The sequence below is a fragment of the Pseudomonas sp. EA_35y_Pfl2_R5 genome (assembly GCF_963970805.1).
GTDB lineage: Bacteria > Pseudomonadota > Gammaproteobacteria > Pseudomonadales > Pseudomonadaceae > Aquipseudomonas.
In genome coordinates this window covers 14855-33032 of record NZ_CAXAOW010000001.1, presented here as the reverse complement: position 1 = coordinate 33032, position 18178 = coordinate 14855, and the positions used below count along the sequence as shown (strand labels likewise).

The following is an 18178-nucleotide window of genomic DNA, read 5'->3' as shown; positions in this document are numbered from 1 at the left end:
CCTTAGCAGTCCAGTGGGTTGAGTTTTTCCGGGTTGATACCGAACTTGGCGATGGCTTCGGCCACCACTTTCGGTTCGATATCACCGCGGTCGGCAAGTGCTTCCAGGGCAGCCAGAACTACCCAGTTGCGGTCCACTTCAAAGAAGTGACGGAGCTTCTTGCGGCTGTCGCTGCGACCGAAGCCGTCGGTACCGAGGACTTTGAATTCCTTGCTTGGAACCCACTGGCGAATCTGTTCGGCGAACAGTTTCATGTAGTCGGTCGACGCAATGACCGGACCCTGACGGCCGTTCAGGCACTTTTCCACGTAGGTCTGTTTGGGTTTCTGGCCCGGGTGCAGGCGGTTGCTACGTTCCACGGCCAGGCCGTCACGGCGTAGTTCGTTGAAGCTGGTGACGCTCCACACGTCTGCCGCGACGTTGAACTCGTCACGCAGAATTTTTGCTGCTTCGCGCACTTCACGCAGGATGGTGCCGGAACCCAGGAGCTGTACGTGGTGCGCGGCTTCCTTCTTGTCCTCTTCGAGCAGGTACATGCCCTTGATGATGCCGTCCTCAACGCCCGCCGGCATGGCCGGCTGCTGGTAGGACTCGTTCATCACGGTGATGTAGTAGAAGACGTCCTGCTGCTCTTCGGTCATCTTCTTCATGCCGTCCTGAATGATCACCGCCAGCTCGTAGCCGTAGGTAGGGTCATAGGTGCGGCAGTTGGGGATGGTCGCCGCCAGCATGTGGCTGTGACCGTCCTCGTGCTGCAGGCCTTCGCCGTTCAGTGTGGTGCGCCCGGCGGTGCCGCCGATCAAAAAGCCTCGGGTGCGGCTGTCGCCAGCGGCCCAGGCCAAGTCGCCAATACGCTGGAAGCCGAACATCGAGTAGAAGATGTAGAACGGCAGCATCGGTTGGTTATGGCTGGAGTACGAAGTACCTGCGGCGATGAAGGAGCTCATGGCGCCGGCTTCGTTAATGCCCTCTTCGAGGATCTGGCCCTTCTTGTCCTCGCGGTAGAACATTACCTGGTCTTTATCGACCGGCTCATACAGCTGGCCGACCGAAGAGTAGATACCCAACTGACGGAACATACCTTCCATGCCGAAGGTACGCGCTTCGTCCGGGATGATTGGCACGATGCGCTGTCCAATTTCCTTGTCCTTGACCAGTTGCGCAAGGATGCGCACGAAGGCCATGGTGGTGGAGATTTCACGGTCGCCCGAACCATCGAGGATGGCCTTGAGGGTGTCGAGTGGCGGCGTCGGGATGCTGAAACTCTTAGCCCGGCGCTGCGGTACGAAACCGCCCAGGGCGGCGCGGCGTTCGCTCAGGTAGCGGGCTTCGGCGCTGCCTTCTTCCGGTTTGATGAAGGGCAGGTTTTCCAGCTGTTCATCCTTGACCGGGATGTCGAAGCGGTCACGGAAGTGCTTGAGGCTCTCGGTGTCGACCTTCTTGGTGTTGTGCGCGATGTTTTTCGCTTCACCGGCACCGGTGCCATAACCCTTGACGGTTTTGGCCAGAATGACGGTTGGCTGCTCTTTGTGGTTGACCGCTTGATGGTAGGCCGCATAAACCTTGTACGGGTCATGGCCACCACGGTTGAGCTTCCAGATCTCGTCGTCGGACAGGTCGGCGACCATGGCCTTGAGTTCAGGCGAGTTGAAGAAGTGCTCACGGACGAACGCGCCGTCTTTGGCCTTGTAATTCTGGTACTCGCCGTCGATGACTTCGTCCATGCGGCGTTGCAGGATGCCGTCGACGTCTTTGGCCAGCAGTGGGTCCCAGAAGCGCCCCCAGACTACCTTGTTGACGTTCCAGCCACCGCCACGGAACACGCCTTCGAGTTCCTGAATGATCTTGCCGTTACCGCGTACCGGGCCGTCGAGGCGTTGCAGGTTGCAGTTGATGACGAAGATCAGGTTGTCCAGTTTCTCGCGGCCAGCCAGGGATATCGCGCCGAGGGATTCCGGCTCGTCGCACTCGCCGTCGCCCATAAAGCACCAGACCTTCTGTTTGCCGGCCGGAATAAAGCCGCGCGCTTCCAGGTACTTCATAAAGCGCGCCTGGTAGATCGCCTGAATCGGGCCCAGGCCCATGGAAACAGTCGGGAACTGCCAGAAGTCGGGCATCAGCCACGGGTGCGGATAGGACGAAAGGCCCTTGCCATCCACTTCCTGGCGGAAGTTGTTCATCTGGTCTTCAGTGATGCGGCCTTCCATAAAGGCGCGGGCGTAAACGCCGGGCGATGCGTGGCCCTGGAAGAAAATCAGGTCGCCGCCGTGCTCCTCGGTGGGGGCCTGGAAGAAGTAGTTGAAGCCGATGTCATACAGGGTTGCCGAGGACGCGAAGCTGGAGATGTGGCCGCCCAGGTCCGAGTCTTTCAGGTTGGTGCGCATTACCATGGCCAACGCGTTCCAGCGCACCAGCGAGCGAATGCGGCGTTCCATAAACAGGTCGCCAGGCATGCGTGCTTCGTGGGTCAGTGGAATGGTGTTGCGGTAGGGCGTGGTGATCGCATACGGCAGCTGTGAACCACTGCGGGTGGCCAGCTCGCCCATACGGGTCATCAGGTAATGTGCGCGGTCTTCACCCTCGTTATCGAGGACGGACTCAAGGGCGTCCAGCCATTCCTGGGTTTCGACGGGATCGAGGTCTTGCATGGCTTGCTCCAGGGCGGAAAGGCTTCCAGAATCGGAGGCCAGGTTTCGTGGCCGACTTCGTGAGTGGCCGCGTGAATTCTTGGATTGACCGGGGGTAGGACCGGCTGCGTGTAGTTTTACTACATTCCGACGCCGATTTCAGCCTTTTGGATACAATCTTTGGTAGTAAAACTACAATTATTTTTCTGCCAGTGATTCGACCCGCTCTAGCGTGGGTGGTGCCATTTCCGATCGCTGCACTGGTAGACCGCTAAAAAGGATAGACCATGAGCCTGCCCGCGCTGGCCTCTTTGCCCGCTGCCTTGTCCCCCCTCGCACTGCGTGCCGAACAGTCCCTGCAGCAGGTATTTGCCGGGCTCTCCAGCGAGGCGGCAGCGGCTTTTGCAGGTTGGCCGCGCGAGCGACTGGAGGCGTTGCAGTGGGTGGGCGCTGCCAGTGATTTCGTGGTGCAGCAAGGGCTGCGCGATCCGCAGATGCTGCTCGATCTGGCCGCCAGCGGTGAGTTGGAACGCAGCCTGGGTGCTGGCGAGCTGCGTGGCCAATTGGCTAGTGAGCTGGAGGAGTGCGCAGATGAGGACGAGCTCGGGCGGCGCTTGCGGCGTTACCGCAACCGTCAGCAATTGCGCATCATCTGGCGCGATATCAGTCGCCAGGCTGATCTTATCGAGACCTGTCGCGACCTTTCCGATCTGGCTGATGCCTGTATCGACCTGGCTTATCAGTGGCTCTATCCGCGCCATTGCACGCAGTTCGGCACGCCCATCGGTCGGCGCAGCGGTCAGGCGCAGCATATGGTCATCCTCGGCATGGGCAAGCTGGGCGCCCATGAGCTGAACCTCTCCTCGGACATCGATCTGATCTTCGGCTATCCCGAGGGTGGTGAAACCGAAGGGGTCAAGCGCTCGCTGGATAATCAGGAGTTCTTTATCCGTCTCGGCCAGAAGCTGATCAAGGCGCTGGACGTGATCACCGTCGACGGTTTCGTCTTCCGTACCGATATGCGTCTGCGCCCCTACGGCTCATCCGGTTCGCTGGTGTTCAGCTTTAACGCGCTGGAGCAGTACTACCAGGATCAGGGGCGCGACTGGGAACGTTACGCGATGATCAAGGCACGGGTGGTCGGTGGCGACCAGCTCGCCGGTGCGCAGCTATTGGAGATGCTGCGGCCGTTCGTTTATCGGCGTTATCTGGACTTCTCGGCGATTGAAGCGCTGCGCGCGATGAAACAGCTGATCCAGCAGGAAGTGCGACGCAAGGGCATGGCCGAGAACATCAAACTCGGCGCTGGCGGCATCCGCGAAGTGGAGTTTATTGCCCAGGCTTTCCAGCTGATTCACGGTGGCCGTGACCTCAGTCTGCAGCAGCGCTCGCTGTTCGCCGTGCTCAATACCTTACGCGACCAGGGCTACCTGCCGCCGGCGGTGACCGATGAGCTGCGCGACGGGTATGCCTTTCTGCGTTACGCCGAGCACGCGCTGCAGGCCATTGATGACCGGCAGACGCAGATGCTCCCGGACAACGATCAGGACCGTGCGCGTGTGGCCTTTATCATGGGCTTCGACACTTGGCAGGCTTTTCATGAGCAGCTAATGCACTGGCGCGGTCGGGTGGACTGGCACTTCCGTCAGGTGATTGCCGACCCTGATGAAGAGGAAGGCGGCGAGCCGGTCGAAGAGGCCGTGGGCTGCGAGTGGTTGCCGCTCTGGGAGGATGTGCAGGACGAAGAGGCCGCATGCCGACAGCTGGCCGAGGCCGGCTTTGCCGAGCCGCAATCGGCCTGGCAGCGCCTGGCGGGGCTGCGCAACGGCAATCAGGTGCGCGCCATGCAGCGCCTCGGCCGCGAGCGCCTGGATGCCTTTATTCCGCGCCTGCTGGCGCAAGCGGTGGAACATGAAAATCCGGATCTGGTGCTCGAGCGCGTACTGCCGCTGATCGAAGCCGTGGCGCGGCGTTCGGCTTATCTGGTGCTGCTCACGGAAAACCCCAGCGCGCTGCAACGGCTGCTGACCCTGTGTGCCGCCAGCCCGTGGATTGCCGAGCAGATCACCCGCTTTCCGCTGCTGCTCGATGAGTTACTTAATGAAGGGCGCCTGTTCAAGCCGCCGCTGGCCCCTGAGCTGGCTGCCGAGCTGCGCGAGCGGCTGATGCGTATTCCCGAGGAGGATCTGGAGCAGCAAATGGAGGCGCTGCGTCATTTCAAGCTGGCGCACCGTCTGCGTGTGGCGGCCTCGGAAATTGCCGGCACCCTGCCGCTGATGAAGGTCAGCGACTACCTGACCTGGCTGGCTGAGGCGATTCTCGATCAAGTGCTGGCCCTGGCTTGGCGCCACACCGTGAGCAAATACGGTGCGCCGCGCCGCCCTGACGGCAGTATCTGTGATCCGGATTTCGTCATCGTCGGATACGGCAAGGTCGGCGGCATCGAGCTGGGCCACGGTTCGGACCTCGACCTGGTATTTATCCACGATGGCGATTCGCAGGCGGAGACCGATGGCGAAAAATCCATCGACGGCGCGCAGTTCTTCAACCGCCTGGGTCAGCGCATCATTCATCTGCTGACCACTCAGACCAACTCCGGCCAGCTCTACGAAGTCGATATGCGTCTGCGGCCTTCCGGCTCGGCGGGGCTGCTGGTCAGCTCGCTGGGCGCCTTTGAGCGCTATCAGCAGGGTGAAGCCTGGACCTGGGAGCATCAGGCCCTGGTGCGGGCGCGGGTGTTGGTGGGCTGTGCGCGGGTCGGCAAGGGGTTCGAGTCCGTGCGCGCCGGGGTATTGGGGCGTGAGCGCGACCTGACCACGCTGCGCACTGAGGTCAGTGAAATGCGCACGAAGATGCGCGACAACCTCGGCAGCAAGGCCACGGCGGCCGGTACCGCGGCGAATGCCTTTGAAGCAACGGCGCCGTTCGACCTCAAGCAGGACGCCGGAGGTATCGTCGATATTGAATTTATGGTGCAATACGCGGCCCTGGCCTGGTCGCGCCAGTACCCGGAATTGCTTGAGTTCACTGACAATATTCGCATTCTGGAAGGGCTGGAGCGGGTCGGCTTGCTACCGGGCGAAGATGCCCGCTTGCTGCAGGATATCTACAAGGCTTACCGCTCGGCGGCGCACCGCCAGGCCCTGCAAAAGCAGCCTGGGGTGGTCAGCGGTGAGCAGTTTGCCGAAGAGCGACGCACGGTAATGCGCATCTGGCGTGAGCTGGGGTTGAGCTGAATATGAGATGTCGGACGCGCAGCGGCCGGCCAATGTTGTACCAATCGAGTTTGAGGAGCAGGCAACTATGTCGATGGCCGATCGTGATGGCGTGATCTGGTATGACGGCGAGCTGGTGCCGTGGCGCAACGCGACCACCCACGTGCTGACCCATACCCTGCACTACGGTATGGGCGTGTTCGAGGGCGTGCGCGCCTACAACACCCCGCAAGGCACGGCGATCTTCCGTTTGGAGGCGCACACCGATCGCCTGTTCGACTCGGCCCACATCATGGGCATGAAGATCCCGTTCAGCAAAGACGAAATCAACGAAGCCACCCGCGCCGCCGTGCGTGAGAACAACCTGGAAAGCGCTTACATTCGCCCTATGGTGTTCTACGGATCTGAAGCCATGGGCCTGCGCGCCAGTGGCCTGAAAACCCAGGTGATCGTCGCTGCATGGAGCTGGGGCGCCTATATGGGCGACGAAGCCCTACAGGTAGGTATCAAGGTGCGTACCAGCTCCTTCACCCGTCACCACGTCAATATCTCGATGACCCGCGCCAAGGCGAACGGCAACTACATCAACTCGATGTTGGCCTTGCAGGAAGCCATCTCCGGCGGTGCTGACGAAGCACTGTTGCTGGACCCGGAAGGCTACGTGGCCGAAGGCTCGGGCGAGAACATCTTCTTGGTGCGTAATGGCGTGATCTATACCCCGGAAGTCACTTCCTGTCTGAACGGTATTACTCGTAATACCATTCTGACCCTGGCCGCCGAGCATGGCCTGGAAGTGGTCGAGAAGCGCATCACCCGCGATGAGGTGTATATCGCCGATGAAGCCTTCTTTACCGGCACCGCCGCCGAAGTTACGCCGATTCGTGAAGTCGACGGTCGGCAGATCGGCGCAGGCCGTCGCGGGCCGATCACCGAGAAGCTGCAAACTGCTTATTTTGATCTAGTCACCGGCAAGACCGATGCCCACGCAGAATGGCGTACATTGGTTAAATAAGGCCTGATTTAGGTAAAACGAGGGAGGCGATCAGGCTGTTTGGAAGCGTCGCGAGCGACGGCGAGGCAAGGCAAAAACTGGCGAGCGGCGGAGTTGACCCCAGTCAATGAGCAAACGAGTCAGTTTTTAACGCAGCACCGCCGAGCGCAGTAGCTTCCAAGCAGTCTGATAAGCCTCCCCGGTCGTTTCTGGAAGAGCATGAAAATACTGATCGTAGGCCCCAGCTGGGTGGGCGATATGGTGATGGCGCAGACGCTGTTTCAGTGTCTCAAGCAACGCCAGCCCAATTGCGAGATCGACGTGCTGGCGCCCGAATGGAGCCGGCCGATTCTCGAGCGCATGCCCGAAGTGCGTCAGGCCTTGAGCTTCCCGCTCGGCCATGGCGTGCTTGAGCTGGCGACCCGGCGCAAGATCGGCAAGTCCCTGGCGGGCCAGTATGACCAGGCCATTCTGCTGCCCAACTCGCTGAAATCCGCGCTGGTGCCGTTTTTTGCCGGTATTCCCAAACGCACTGGCTGGAAGGGCGAGCTGCGCTACGGCTTGCTCAACGACATCCGTACTCTGGATAAACAACGCTATCCGCTGATGATCGAGCGCTTTATGGCGCTGGCCTTCGAGCCTGGCGCTGCGCTGCCGCAGCCCTATCCGCGTCCATCTCTACAGATCGATGCGCAGAGTCGCGACGCGGCGCTGGCCAAGTTTGGCCTGAGCCTGGATCGTCCGGTGCTGGCGCTGTGTCCAGGGGCTGAGTTCGGTGAAGCCAAGCGCTGGCCGAGCGAGCATTACGCCAAGGTCGCCGAGCTGAAGATTCGTGCCGGCTGGCAGGTGTGGATTTTCGGTTCGAAGAGCGATCACCCGGTCGGCGAGGATATTCGCAGTCGGTTGATTCCTGGCCTACGCGAAGAGGCCGCTAACTTGGCCGGCGAGACCAGTCTGGCCGAAGCCATCGACCTGCTGTCTTGCGCGGGGGCTGTGGTGTCCAACGACTCCGGCCTGATGCATGTTGCCGCTGCACTGAATCTCCCACTGGTGGCGGTCTACGGTTCGACCTCGCCGGGTTTTACCCCGCCGCTGGCCGAGCAGGTGGAAATCGTCCGCCTGGGTATCGAATGCAGCCCGTGCTTTGACCGTACCTGCCGTTTCGGCCACTACAACTGCCTGGGCCAGCTTAAGCCGCGCCCGGTGATCGAGGCGCTGGATCGCCTGGTCAGTGATCCGGTTGAGGTCGAATAGTTTGCGGGTACTGTTGATCAAAACCTCCTCGCTGGGCGATGTGGTGCATACCTTGCCGGCGCTGACCGATGCGGCTCGGGCGATTCCCGGTATCCAGTTTGACTGGGTAGTGGAAGAGGGCTTTGCCGAGATTCCCGCCTGGCATCCGGCGGTGGCGCAGGTGATTCCGGTGGCCATTCGCCGCTGGCGCAAGCACCTCTGGCAGACTTTTAGAAATGGTGAGTGGAGGCGCTTTAAGCAGCGGCTTGGCGAAACCAGGTACGACCTGGTGATTGATGCCCAAGGCCTGCTGAAAAGCGCCTGGCTGACCCGCTACGTCAAGGCGCAGATTGCCGGGCTGGACCGTGATTCGGCCCGCGAGCCACTGGCCAGTCGCTTTTATGATCAAACCTATGCCGTGCCGCGTGAGCAGCATGCGCTGGAGCGCACCCGCCAGCTATTCGCCCAGGCGCTGGGCTATGCGCTGCCAGCAGGCGTCGGCGATTACGGCCTGAACCGCGCGCAGCTGGCCGATCACGCGCCGCAGCCTTACTTGCTGTTTCTGCACGGCACCACCTGGCCAAGCAAGCATTGGCCGGAAGCCGATTGGCGAGCGCTGGCCGAACAGATGAGTGCGCAGGGTTGGGCGGTGCGCCTGCCTTGGGGCAATGAAACCGAGAGAGCGCGCGCCGAACGGATTGCCGCCGGCGTTGAAAACGCCGCGGTGCTGCCCAAATTAAATCTTGCAGGCGTGGCCAAGGTCATCGCTGGGGCCAGCGCCTGCGTGGCGGTGGATACCGGCCTGGGCCATCTGGCCGCTGCGTTGGATGTGCCGAGTATTTCCCTGTACGGGCCAACCTTGCCGGGCCGGGTCGGCGCTTATGGCCGTGGCCAGGTGCACCTGTGCGCCACGGGGCCGAATGCTGGCTCAGGTGATCGCCACAAAGCCTGTTTCGACGGGCTGGATGCGGAGCGTGTCGCCCCACAATTGCAGGCCCTGTTGCTGGCCGAGGACGTTGTCTGATGCAGCTCGCGTTTATCCTCTACAAATACTTCCCGTTCGGCGGCCTGCAGCGCGACTTTATGCGCATCGCCCAGGAGTGCCAGGCGCGCGGCCACTCTATTCGCGTGTACACACCGATCTGGGAAGGTGAAGTGCCGGCTGGTTTCGAGGTGGTGGTGGTGCCGGTCAAGGCGCTGTTCAACCACAAGCGCAATGAAAAGCTCACCGCCTGGGTCGAGGCCGACCTGGCCAAGCGCCCGGTGGATCGGCTGATCGGTTTCAACAAAATGCCGGGGCTGGATGTCTATTACGCCGCCGATGGCTGCTATGAAGACAAGGCACAAACTCTGCGCGCGCCGATTTATAAGCGCTGGGGGCGTTATAAGCACTTCGCCGATTACGAGCGGGCGGTGTTTGCCCCCGAATCGAAGACCGAGATTCTGATGATCTCCGAAGTGCAGCAGCCGCTGTTTATCAAGCATTACCACACCCCGCTGCAGCGCTTTCACCTGCTGCCGCCGGGCATCGCCGCAGACCGCCGCGCGCCGGCTAATGCCGGCGAAATTCGTGCCGAGTTCCGCGCCGAGTTCAAGCTGGCGGATCACCACCTGCTGCTGGTGCAGATCGGTTCTGGCTTCAAGACCAAGGGCCTGGATCGCAGCCTGAAAGCCCTGGCCGCCTTGCCGCGCGAGCTCAAACAACGCACCCGACTGATCGCCATCGGTCAGGACGACCCGCGTTCGTTCCAGCTGCAGGCCAAGGCTTTAGGCGTGTCTGATCAAGTGCAGATTCTCAAGGGGCGCAGTGACATCCCGCGTTTCCTGCTCGGTGCCGATCTGCTGATCCACCCGGCCTACAATGAAAACACTGGCACGGTGCTCTTGGAGGCGCTGGTTTCCGGCCTGCCGGTGTTGGTGACGGACGTCTGCGGCTATGCCCACTACATTGCCGAAGCGGATGCCGGGCGAGTGCTGACCAGCCCGTTTGAGCAAGAGCGGCTGAATCATCTGCTCGCCGATATGCTGGCCGACGATCAGCGCCGCGCTTTCTGGTCACGCAATGGTCTGGCCTATGCCGACAGCGCCGACCTGTATTCCATGCCGCAGCATGCGGCCGACATCATTCTGGCGACACGTCCATGAAACTGGTACTGGCTGAACCCTTTAAAAGCCTGTGGGCCGGACGCGACGCCTTTGCTGCTGTCGAAGTGCTGCAGGGGCAGGTGTACCGCGAGCTGGAAGGCCGCCGCACACTGCGCACCGAAGTCGATGGGCGCGGTTATTTCGTCAAGATCCACCGTGGCATCGGCTGGGGCGAGATCGTCAAAAACCTGCTTGCCGCCAAGCTGCCGGTGCTCGGCGCGCGCCAAGAGTGGCAGGCTATCCAGCGTCTGACCGAGGTCGGCGTGGCGACCATGACCGCTGTGGCCTACGGCGAGCGCGGCAGCAACCCGGCGGCGCAGCATTCGTTTATCGTCACCGAAGAACTGGCGCCAACCACCGACCTCGAACAACTCAGCCTGAACTGGGCGCAGCAACCGCCTGAGCCTCGGCTCAAGTGGGCGCTGATCAAGGAAGTGGCGAACATGGTCGGATCGATGCACCGCGCCGGGGTCAATCATCGTGACTGTTATATCTGCCACTTTCTGTTACACACCGATAAACCGGTAACCGCCGACGATTTTCGCCTGTCGGTGATCGACCTGCACCGCGCTCAGGTGCGCAGCTCCACGCCGTTGCGCTGGCGCAACAAGGACCTGGCTGCGTTGTACTTTTCGGCGCTGAATATTGGTCTGACCCGCCGTGACAAGCTGCGTTTTCTGCGTGGCTATTTTCAACAGCCGTTGCGCCAGACTCTGCGTGATGAGGCGCGCCTGTTGGCGTGGCTGGAGCTCAAGGCTGAGCGTTTGTTGCAGCGTTATGCGCGCAAATATGCACCAGGGGCCGGGCAATGAGTGAGTGGCGGGTAACCGAGCACTGTCCCGCTGCGTTGCGTGATGAACTGGCCGATCTGCAGCGGGTGTTTGCCCTCGAGGGACGGCGGCTGACTCGCGATCCGTTGTCTGAGGTGATACGTATCGAGCGTGATGGCGTTTACTACTACGTCAAGCGCTACTGGGGCGCGGGCAAAGGGTTGCGCCGCTATATTGGTCGGCCACGGGTCAAGGCCGAATGGCAGAACCTCAAGTATTTTGCCAAGTGGGGCATCCCCACCGCCTCCATCGTGGCTTATGGCCTGGAGCGCAAGGCAGGGGCCTTCGCGCGTGGCGCGCTGATCACCCGTGAGTTGCCCCGCACCGAGGATATGGCTCTGCTGGCGCGGCGAAATGATCCGCGTCTGGCTGATCGGACCTGGGTCGATCAGGTCAGTGTGCAGCTGGCCCGCGCCACCCGTACCCTGCATGATCACCACTTCACCCATAACGATTTGAAATGGCGCAATCTGCTGGTCAACGACCGGGCGGATCTGTTCTTTATCGATTGCCCGACCGGAGCGTTCTGGTGGGGGCCGTTGCTCCGTTACCGAATGGTTAAGGACCTTGCTTGCCTGGACAAGGTGGCCAAACACCATCTGAGTCGTACTCAGCGCCTGCGTTTTTATCTGCAATACCGTGGTCGCGAGCGCTTAAGTGCAGCGGACAAGCGCAGGGTGCGTCGCATCGTCAAATTCTTTGAGGGGCGGGAATGAGTGATTTTATTGCGGCCGAGGATCGTGCCGTGCTCGAAGGTCGCAACCTAGCTAGTTTCGAGGCGCTGTGGGCGTTGCAACTGGAAGCTGTGGATGAGCCCAATACTGAACGCGGTGGTTGGAGCAGTGTGTATCGTCTGGAACTCGGCAGCTCGGCCTTTTACCTCAAGCGCCAGAGCAACCACCTCACCCGCAGTTTGCTGCACCCTTTTGGCGAGCCGACCTTCGCTCGCGAATTTCGCAATATCCAGGCATATCGTCGGCTGGGGATCCCTGCGCTGCAGGCGGCTTTCTTCGCCGAGCGACGTCTGCCCGGCGAGCGGCGCGCCATTCTGCTGACTCGCGCACTGGACGGCTGGCACGATCTCGAATATTGGCTGCAGGGCTGGAGCTCTACCCCCAGCACTACTCGCCAGGCCATCCTTCGCGCCTGCGGCGAACTGGCGCGGCAGCTGCACGGCGCAGGGCAGATGCACGGTTGTTTCTACCCAAAGCATATTTTCTTAAAGGCGGACGGCGGAGGGTTTGCCGCGCAACTGATCGACTTAGAGAAGACCCGCCCACTGCTGTTCGGTCAGCGTGACCGAATCAAGGATCTGGAGCCGTTGTTGCGTCGCGCCAGCGTCTGGGCCGAGGCCGAGGTACGTGAGCTGCTGCTGGCCTACCTGGGCGCTGCAGGCGACCTAGAAAGCTGGTGGCAGCAACTGGTTGTACGCCGGCGGCATAAGGAGGCGCGTTGATGCAGCTTGCCCAGCTGGCCCAGGCCGGCCGCGCGCCGGCACTGCCGCTGTGCCTCGAGCTGGCGGGCGAGGTGCTGGAACTGCAACGTCTGTTGCGCGTGCTGCCGGATCAACGCTACGTCGCGCTTGCTCTGTGGCGCGGTCGGCCGGTGCTGGCCAAGTTGCTGGTTGGCGGCAAGGCCGAGCGGCATTTTCAGCGCGAACTGCAAGGTGCTCGCCTTCTTGCTGAGCAAGGTTTACGAACCCCCGAGCTGCTGGCCCAGGGCTGGCAGGCAGGCGAGGGTGGTTGGCTGTTGTTCGACTACCTCGCCGATGCGCAAAGCCTGTGGGATGCCTGGCGAGCGGTGGCGAGCCAGCCGCTGCTGAGCGCTGGGCAGCAGGCTGTGCTGGGCGAAGCTCTAGCCGTGATCGCACAGATGCACGCTAGAGGCCTGTGGCAGTCCGACCTGCACCTGGACAACCTGTTGCGCCATGCCGGCAGCGTGTCGATTATCGATGGTGGCGGGGTGTGCGTCGAAGTCGCTGGCACGCCTCTGTCGCGGATACGGGTGCTGGAAAACCTTGGCATGTTCTTCGCTCAGCTGCCTAACGCAGTGCAGCCCTTTATCGAGGAGCTGCTGGTGCATTACCTGCTGGCCAATGGTGAGCACGCGTTGCCTTTGGAGGGGCTACTGGCGCAGGTGGATAAGGTACGGCGCTGGCGCCTGCGTGACTATATGAAGAAGATTGCCCGCGATTGCAGCCTGTTCAGTGCCAAGATTGGTGCGTTCGGTCTGCGCGTGGTGCGCCGTGAGTGCGCCGACGAGCTTGCGCCATTGCTCGGACAGCCCGACTCAATGCTCGCGCAAGGGCGCGCCTTGAAGCTGGGCGGCTCTGCCACTGTTGCCCAAGTCCGCCAGGCCGACCGTGTGCTGGTGGTCAAACGCTACAACGTGAAGAGCGTTGGCCACTGGCTCAAGCGTTTCTGGCGACCCAGCCGGGCCTGGCACAGTTGGGTTGAAGGTAATCGCCTGCTGCTGTTGGGCATCGCCACCCCGCAGCCATTGGCCGTACTAGAGCAGCGCTGGTGTTGGTTGCGTGGGCGCGCCTACCTGATTACCGAATACTGCGGCGGGCAGGATATAATCGCGCGCTTTAAACCCTACCAAGATGGCACTCCCCCGGAAACCGAGCTGTTGGCGCTGGATTATTTGTTCGCCGCCTTGCTGCGCGAGCGCATCAGTCACGGCGATTTCAAGGGGCATAATCTGTTTTGGGATGAAAGCCTGAGTCGTTGGTCGCTAATCGATCTCGACGCCATGCAGCAGCACCGCAGTGCGCGCAGTTTCGCCAAGGCCTATGCCCGCGATCGCGCCCGTTTCCTGCGTAACTGGCCCGCCGATTCGGCGCTGCACCAGTTGCTCAACCAACGTTTACCGCTGACGCCCGATGTCGGCTCAGCAGACTAGAAGAGGCAAAACCAGTGGCACTGACCATTCTCGGCCTGTCCGGCGCCCTCAGCCATGACCCTTCCGCCGCCCTGTATATCGACGGCAAGCTGATCGCGGCCGTCGAAGAAGAGCGCTTCGTGCGCGACAAGCACGCGAAGAACCGCATGCCCTACGAATCGGCCAAGTTCTGCCTGGAGCAGGCCGGGATCAAGCCGTCTGATGTCGACGTGGTGGCCATCCCGTTTGCACCAATCAGCATCCTCGAAAAGGCCCGCTGGCAGTACGCCAAGCGTTATTGGTACGCACCTGATCGCGCCCTAGACGCGATTCTGATGGGCAACCGCCGCTACAAGCGCTACTACAAGCACATCCAGTGGTGCCTGCAGCAGCTCGGCTTCGATCTGAAGAAGATCAAGATCGAGCCGGTCGAGCACCACCTGGCCCACGCAGCCAGCGCTTATCACTGCTCGGGCTTCACCGAGAAGACAGCGATTCTCGGCATCGACGGCAAGGGTGAGTACGCCACTACCTTCTTCGGCTACGGCGAAAACGGCAAGATCCACAAGATCAAAGAGTTCTTTGATCCGGATTCGCTTGGCGGTCTGTACGGCGCGATCACCGAGTTCCTCGGTTTCGAGATGCTCGACGGTGAGTTCAAGGTCATGGGCATGGCCCCTTACGGCGATGCCAGCAAGTACGATTTCTCCCGTCTGGCCAAGTTCGAGAACGGTGAGCTGATCATCAACACCGAATACGCCAACGTGATCGGCCTGCGCCGCTATAAAGAGAACGGCAAGGGCTTCTACTTCTCCAAGAAGCTGATTGAGTGGCTGGGGCCGAAGCGTCAGGGCGATATCGCCGATGACCCGTACATCCACTACGCCGCCAGCATGCAGGCGTTGTTCGAGAAGCTGGCGCTGCAGATGATGGAGCACTACCTGGGCGACATCATCCGTGAAACCGGCAAGATCGCCTTCGCCGGGGGCTGTGCGCTGAACGTCAAACTCAATCAGAAGATCATTGCCCGCGACGATGTGAAGGAGCTGTTCGTCCAGCCCGCATCCGGCGACGCCGGTACTGCGGTCGGCGCAGCCGCCTACGTCTCACACCAGCGCGGCGTGCCGGTGGAGAAGATGGAACACGTCTACCTCGGCCCGTCTTACACCAACGAAGACGTGATCGCCGCCTGTGGCCGCCACCCAAGCAAGCCGGTGTTCAAGCAGATCGACAATATGCCGCAGCGCATCGCCAAGATCATGGTCGATGCCAACCCTGTGGCCTGGTTCCAGGGCCGTATGGAATTCGGTCCGCGTGCGCTTGGTGGTCGCTCGATCATCGGCTGCCCTAGCGTGGCGGGCGTGGCCGACCGGATCAACGAGCAGATCAAGTTCCGCGAGCGCTGGAGGCCGTTCTGTCCGTCGATGCTCGACACTGTCGGCCCGCAGATGCTCAAGGTCGATCACCCGAGCCCCTTTATGACCTTCACCTTCGAAGTCAACGAAGAGTGGAAGACCCGCGTCGGCGAAGTGGTGCATGAGGACGGTACCTCGCGCGCCCAGGTGCTCAAACGCGAATACAATCCGCGTTACTACGACATGATGCTCGAGCTGGAAAAGCTCACCGGCAACGGCGTGTCGCTCAACACCTCGCTGAACCGCCGTGGCGAGCCAATGATCTGCTCGCCCACCGACGCGCTGAACATGTTCTACGGCTCCGACCTGCAGTACCTGATCATGGAAGACATCTTGGTGGTCAAGGACGGCAAGGGTTGGTATGACAACATCTGAGATTGCTGAGATTGACCGGCCGTGGGTGCTGCAGTTGTGCCACGGCTACGACGGGCCTTTTTTGGACTGTGCTCGCCAATACGCCAGTCTGTTCACTGGCACCCGCTACAAGGTGCTCACGGTGTTTCTGACTGGTGCACCTGATCCGCAGGTGGTGGCCGGTTGCGCCTCCGACGAGGTGATATTTCTCGACTATCGCGCCAAGGATATTGGCGGGCTGAAGCTGCGGGCGATTCGCGACGTGCGCACTATCACGCGCACTCGATCCTTCTCACTGTGCATCGCCCATCGTTTCAAACCGCTTTATATCGCTTGCCTGGCCACGCGTTTGCCGATCATCGGTGTGAGCCACGCGTTCGACGTTTACCAGCGTCGGTCGCGCCGATTATTCGCTCAGACTTTTCGCCGCCGTTTGAGCCTGCTGGGGGTTTCCGAAGCGGTGCGCGATGACATACGCCGTTGCCTGCCAAACTGGCCAGGTGAGCGCATTGAGGCATTGCATAACCGTATCGATGTCGAGCAGTTACAGGCTACGCAGTTGGATCGCCGGACTGCGCGCGAGGCGCTGCAATTGCCGGTCGAAGCCTGGATTGTTGGCAATGTGGGTCGCCTGCACCCCGACAAGGATCAGGCCACATTGATCCGCGGCTTTGCTCATGCATTGCCTCAGCTCCCCGCCGGCAGCGTGTTGGCGCTGCTGGGCAGCGGGCGACTGGATGGCAGCCTTAAAGGGCTTGCCACGGAGCTTGGGGTGAGCCAGCAGGTGCTGTTTCTTGGCCAGGTTCCCGAGGCGCGGCGCTACTTCAAGGCGTTCGATGTATTTGCCCTGAGCTCCGACCACGAGCCATTCGGCATGGTTCTGCTGGAGGCTATGGCTGCTGGCGTTCTATTGATTGCGACGGCCTGTGGCGGCGCTCGCGAAGTGGTCGAGGGCGTCGGTGTGCTGTTCCCTCTGGCCGATGATCGTGTTTTGGCTCAAGGCTTGCTGCATATGGCGCAGTTGGATCCAGCGCAGCGTCTCGCGTGCGCACAGGCCATGCAGGAACGATTGGTAGAGCGTTTTTCGGATGCCGCTATTAGCCGGCGATTCTGGGCCCTGCCGATAATCGCGCCTGTGCTTGGCGGTAATTAACATGACGACCACTAACCAGCCAGATACCCCCGTAGCAGGAGCCTGGGCCGCAAAGGCCAGGGCGCTGGATCGCTACCGTTGGTTGATGTTGCGCGAGCGGCATGGGGTACTTGGCGCTGCTTTTCGTTTTGGCCGGGATGCCTTATTTGATCTGGTCTTTGGTATCCGTGCCTATCTAGCCTTACCTAAAGGCATGGTTATGGCGGAACCCTGCGATTTTTTATTACTGCAGGGTGCTCTTAAAGTCGTTCCGCTGCAGCGCAAGAAGCGGCTAATCGAAACGCTGAGGTCTCGCGGCCATCATTTGGTCGAAAGCGCGCTCGAAGAGCCAAGCAGCATCATTGCAAAGAAGATGCTGTCGCGTCCGCCCCAGCCAGTGCAACTGCGTTATTTCGGCTACGCGGCGTATGCCCAGTGGCTGGTTCAGCGGCATGACCCGCGCTTGCTTATCAATGATCGCAATGGCAGTTTTTTTGCCCCGTTTTTGCGCTTGTCGCTTAATCAGCGGCATCGGCTACTTGTTCAGCTTGCGCATGCCTCGACCGTTGAAAACTCCCGACGGTTAAGCATGAACGACTACGACTATTACCTCTTGTTTGGTAAAAGCTCGGAGGAGGCGTTAAAGAGACGTTCTTTACGATTCGGTACTTCGACCCTGTTACTGGCAGGGTCCCACATGATTGATTCCGCGTTTGATTTGCCTGCTGCGTCGGATGCATTGAAAACAGTACTGGTGTTGGGTGTGGGCCCGGACAAGGAAAAAGAATCCTGTTACTTGAACAATTACCAAATCGTGAGCGATTGGGCAGCAAGTCACACTGATCGCCGTGTTCTAGTCAAAGGGCATCCGCGCAGTCGCATGTCGTTCTGGAAGCAAGCGGCGCAGGAGCGGGAAAACATTGAAGTATTGCCGGCGGATTGCCCGTTGGAGAAAGCACTTGAGCAGTCGGCAATTGCCATCAACTTTATGTCGAATGCCGTCATAGAGGCCGGGTTGGCTCGTCGTCCGGCGATCTACCTCAATACCTGCCAGGAGCGCGAAATCTTTGAACAAGAGCGTTTCTTCGGCTCTGCAGTTAAGAGCGCTGTTGTCTTGCAAGAACGCATTAATCTAATTGAGCAGAATTATCAGGAACATGTCACTCGTTCCGAGGAGTTTTCTTGCTTCCACTTGGCGGGCGGCGTGCAGGGGTTGCAAAGAACTGTGGCAGTTCTTGAGGCTCTTGTTGGCGGAACCGAACTGCCGGTTGATATCGAGCAGTCGGTGCTGGCGATGAGTACCTAGGTAGTTGCCAGCAGGTTTGCTGTCTGGTGTCGCTATTAACTAAAAAT

The 18178-nt window shown here is 60.7% G+C and carries 13 protein-coding genes; 12 read left to right on the top strand and 1 reads right to left on the bottom strand.

From position 1 onward, the window contains the following. Nucleotides 1-2 precede the first annotated feature (2 nt). On the bottom strand, nt 3-2648 hold the full coding sequence (gene aceE / locus AACX99_RS00130) for a pyruvate dehydrogenase (acetyl-transferring), homodimeric type (protein WP_339408826.1): 2646 nt from the start codon (nt 2646-2648) through the stop codon (nt 3-5). A gap of 266 nt (nt 2649-2914) precedes the next feature. Here aceE and glnE point away from each other — a divergent pair, with 266 nt between their 5' ends. From glnE to AACX99_RS00070, 12 genes are all read left to right on the top strand, one after another. Next, nucleotides 2915-5863: a bifunctional [glutamate--ammonia ligase]-adenylyl-L-tyrosine phosphorylase/[glutamate--ammonia-ligase] adenylyltransferase gene (gene glnE / locus AACX99_RS00125; RefSeq protein WP_339408825.1), complete on the top strand. Its 2949-nt coding sequence runs from the start codon at nt 2915-2917 to the stop codon at nt 5861-5863. A 67-nt stretch (nt 5864-5930) separates the two neighbouring features. Continuing rightward, nucleotides 5931-6854, top strand: coding sequence for a branched-chain amino acid transaminase (locus AACX99_RS00120; protein WP_339408824.1), 924 nt, complete (start codon nt 5931-5933; stop codon nt 6852-6854). Between the two features lie 198 nt (nt 6855-7052). After that, nucleotides 7053-8087, top strand: coding sequence for a lipopolysaccharide heptosyltransferase II (gene waaF / locus AACX99_RS00115; RefSeq protein ID WP_339408823.1), 1035 nt, complete (start codon nt 7053-7055; stop codon nt 8085-8087). Between the two features lies 1 nt (nt 8088). Beyond that, complete coding sequence (waaC, locus tag AACX99_RS00110) at nt 8089-9090, top strand: lipopolysaccharide heptosyltransferase I (protein WP_339408822.1); 1002 nt, start codon at nt 8089-8091, stop codon at nt 9088-9090. Then, nucleotides 9090-10211, top strand: coding sequence for a glycosyltransferase family 4 protein (locus AACX99_RS00105; RefSeq protein ID WP_339408821.1), 1122 nt, complete (start codon nt 9090-9092; stop codon nt 10209-10211). The genes waaC and AACX99_RS00105 overlap by 1 nt, the downstream gene beginning before the upstream one ends. Further along, entirely contained in the window at nt 10208-11023 is an 816-nt protein-coding gene (rfaP, locus tag AACX99_RS00100) for a lipopolysaccharide core heptose(I) kinase RfaP (RefSeq protein ID WP_339408820.1), read from the top strand. Before AACX99_RS00105 ends, rfaP begins: the two co-directional genes overlap by 4 nt. Beyond that, nucleotides 11020-11757: a lipopolysaccharide kinase InaA family protein gene (locus tag AACX99_RS00095; RefSeq protein WP_339408819.1), complete on the top strand. Its 738-nt coding sequence runs from the start codon at nt 11020-11022 to the stop codon at nt 11755-11757. Before rfaP ends, AACX99_RS00095 begins: the two co-directional genes overlap by 4 nt. Continuing rightward, the gene (locus tag AACX99_RS00090) at nt 11754-12497 is read left to right on the top strand and encodes a lipopolysaccharide kinase InaA family protein (RefSeq protein ID WP_339408818.1); all 744 of its coding nucleotides are present in this window, start codon (nt 11754-11756) and stop codon (nt 12495-12497) included. Before AACX99_RS00095 ends, AACX99_RS00090 begins: the two co-directional genes overlap by 4 nt. Further along, nucleotides 12497-13945: a lipopolysaccharide kinase InaA family protein gene (locus AACX99_RS00085; protein ID WP_339408817.1), complete on the top strand. Its 1449-nt coding sequence runs from the start codon at nt 12497-12499 to the stop codon at nt 13943-13945. Before AACX99_RS00090 ends, AACX99_RS00085 begins: the two co-directional genes overlap by 1 nt. A 14-nt stretch (nt 13946-13959) precedes the next feature. Continuing rightward, nucleotides 13960-15714 (top strand): carbamoyltransferase family protein, encoded by a 1755-nt coding sequence (locus AACX99_RS00080; protein ID WP_339408816.1) that lies wholly within the window; start codon nt 13960-13962, stop codon nt 15712-15714. After that, nucleotides 15701-16846 carry a glycosyltransferase gene (locus tag AACX99_RS00075; protein ID WP_339408815.1) on the top strand — a complete coding sequence of 382 codons (1146 nt, stop codon included), beginning with the start codon at nt 15701-15703 and terminating at the stop codon, nt 16844-16846. The genes AACX99_RS00080 and AACX99_RS00075 overlap by 14 nt, the downstream gene beginning before the upstream one ends. A 1-nt stretch (nt 16847) precedes the next feature. Continuing rightward, a complete protein-coding gene (locus AACX99_RS00070; RefSeq protein WP_339408814.1) occupies nt 16848-18131 on the top strand; it encodes a capsule biosynthesis protein in 1284 nt (427 codons plus the stop codon). Nucleotides 18132-18178: the final 47 nt, after the last annotated feature.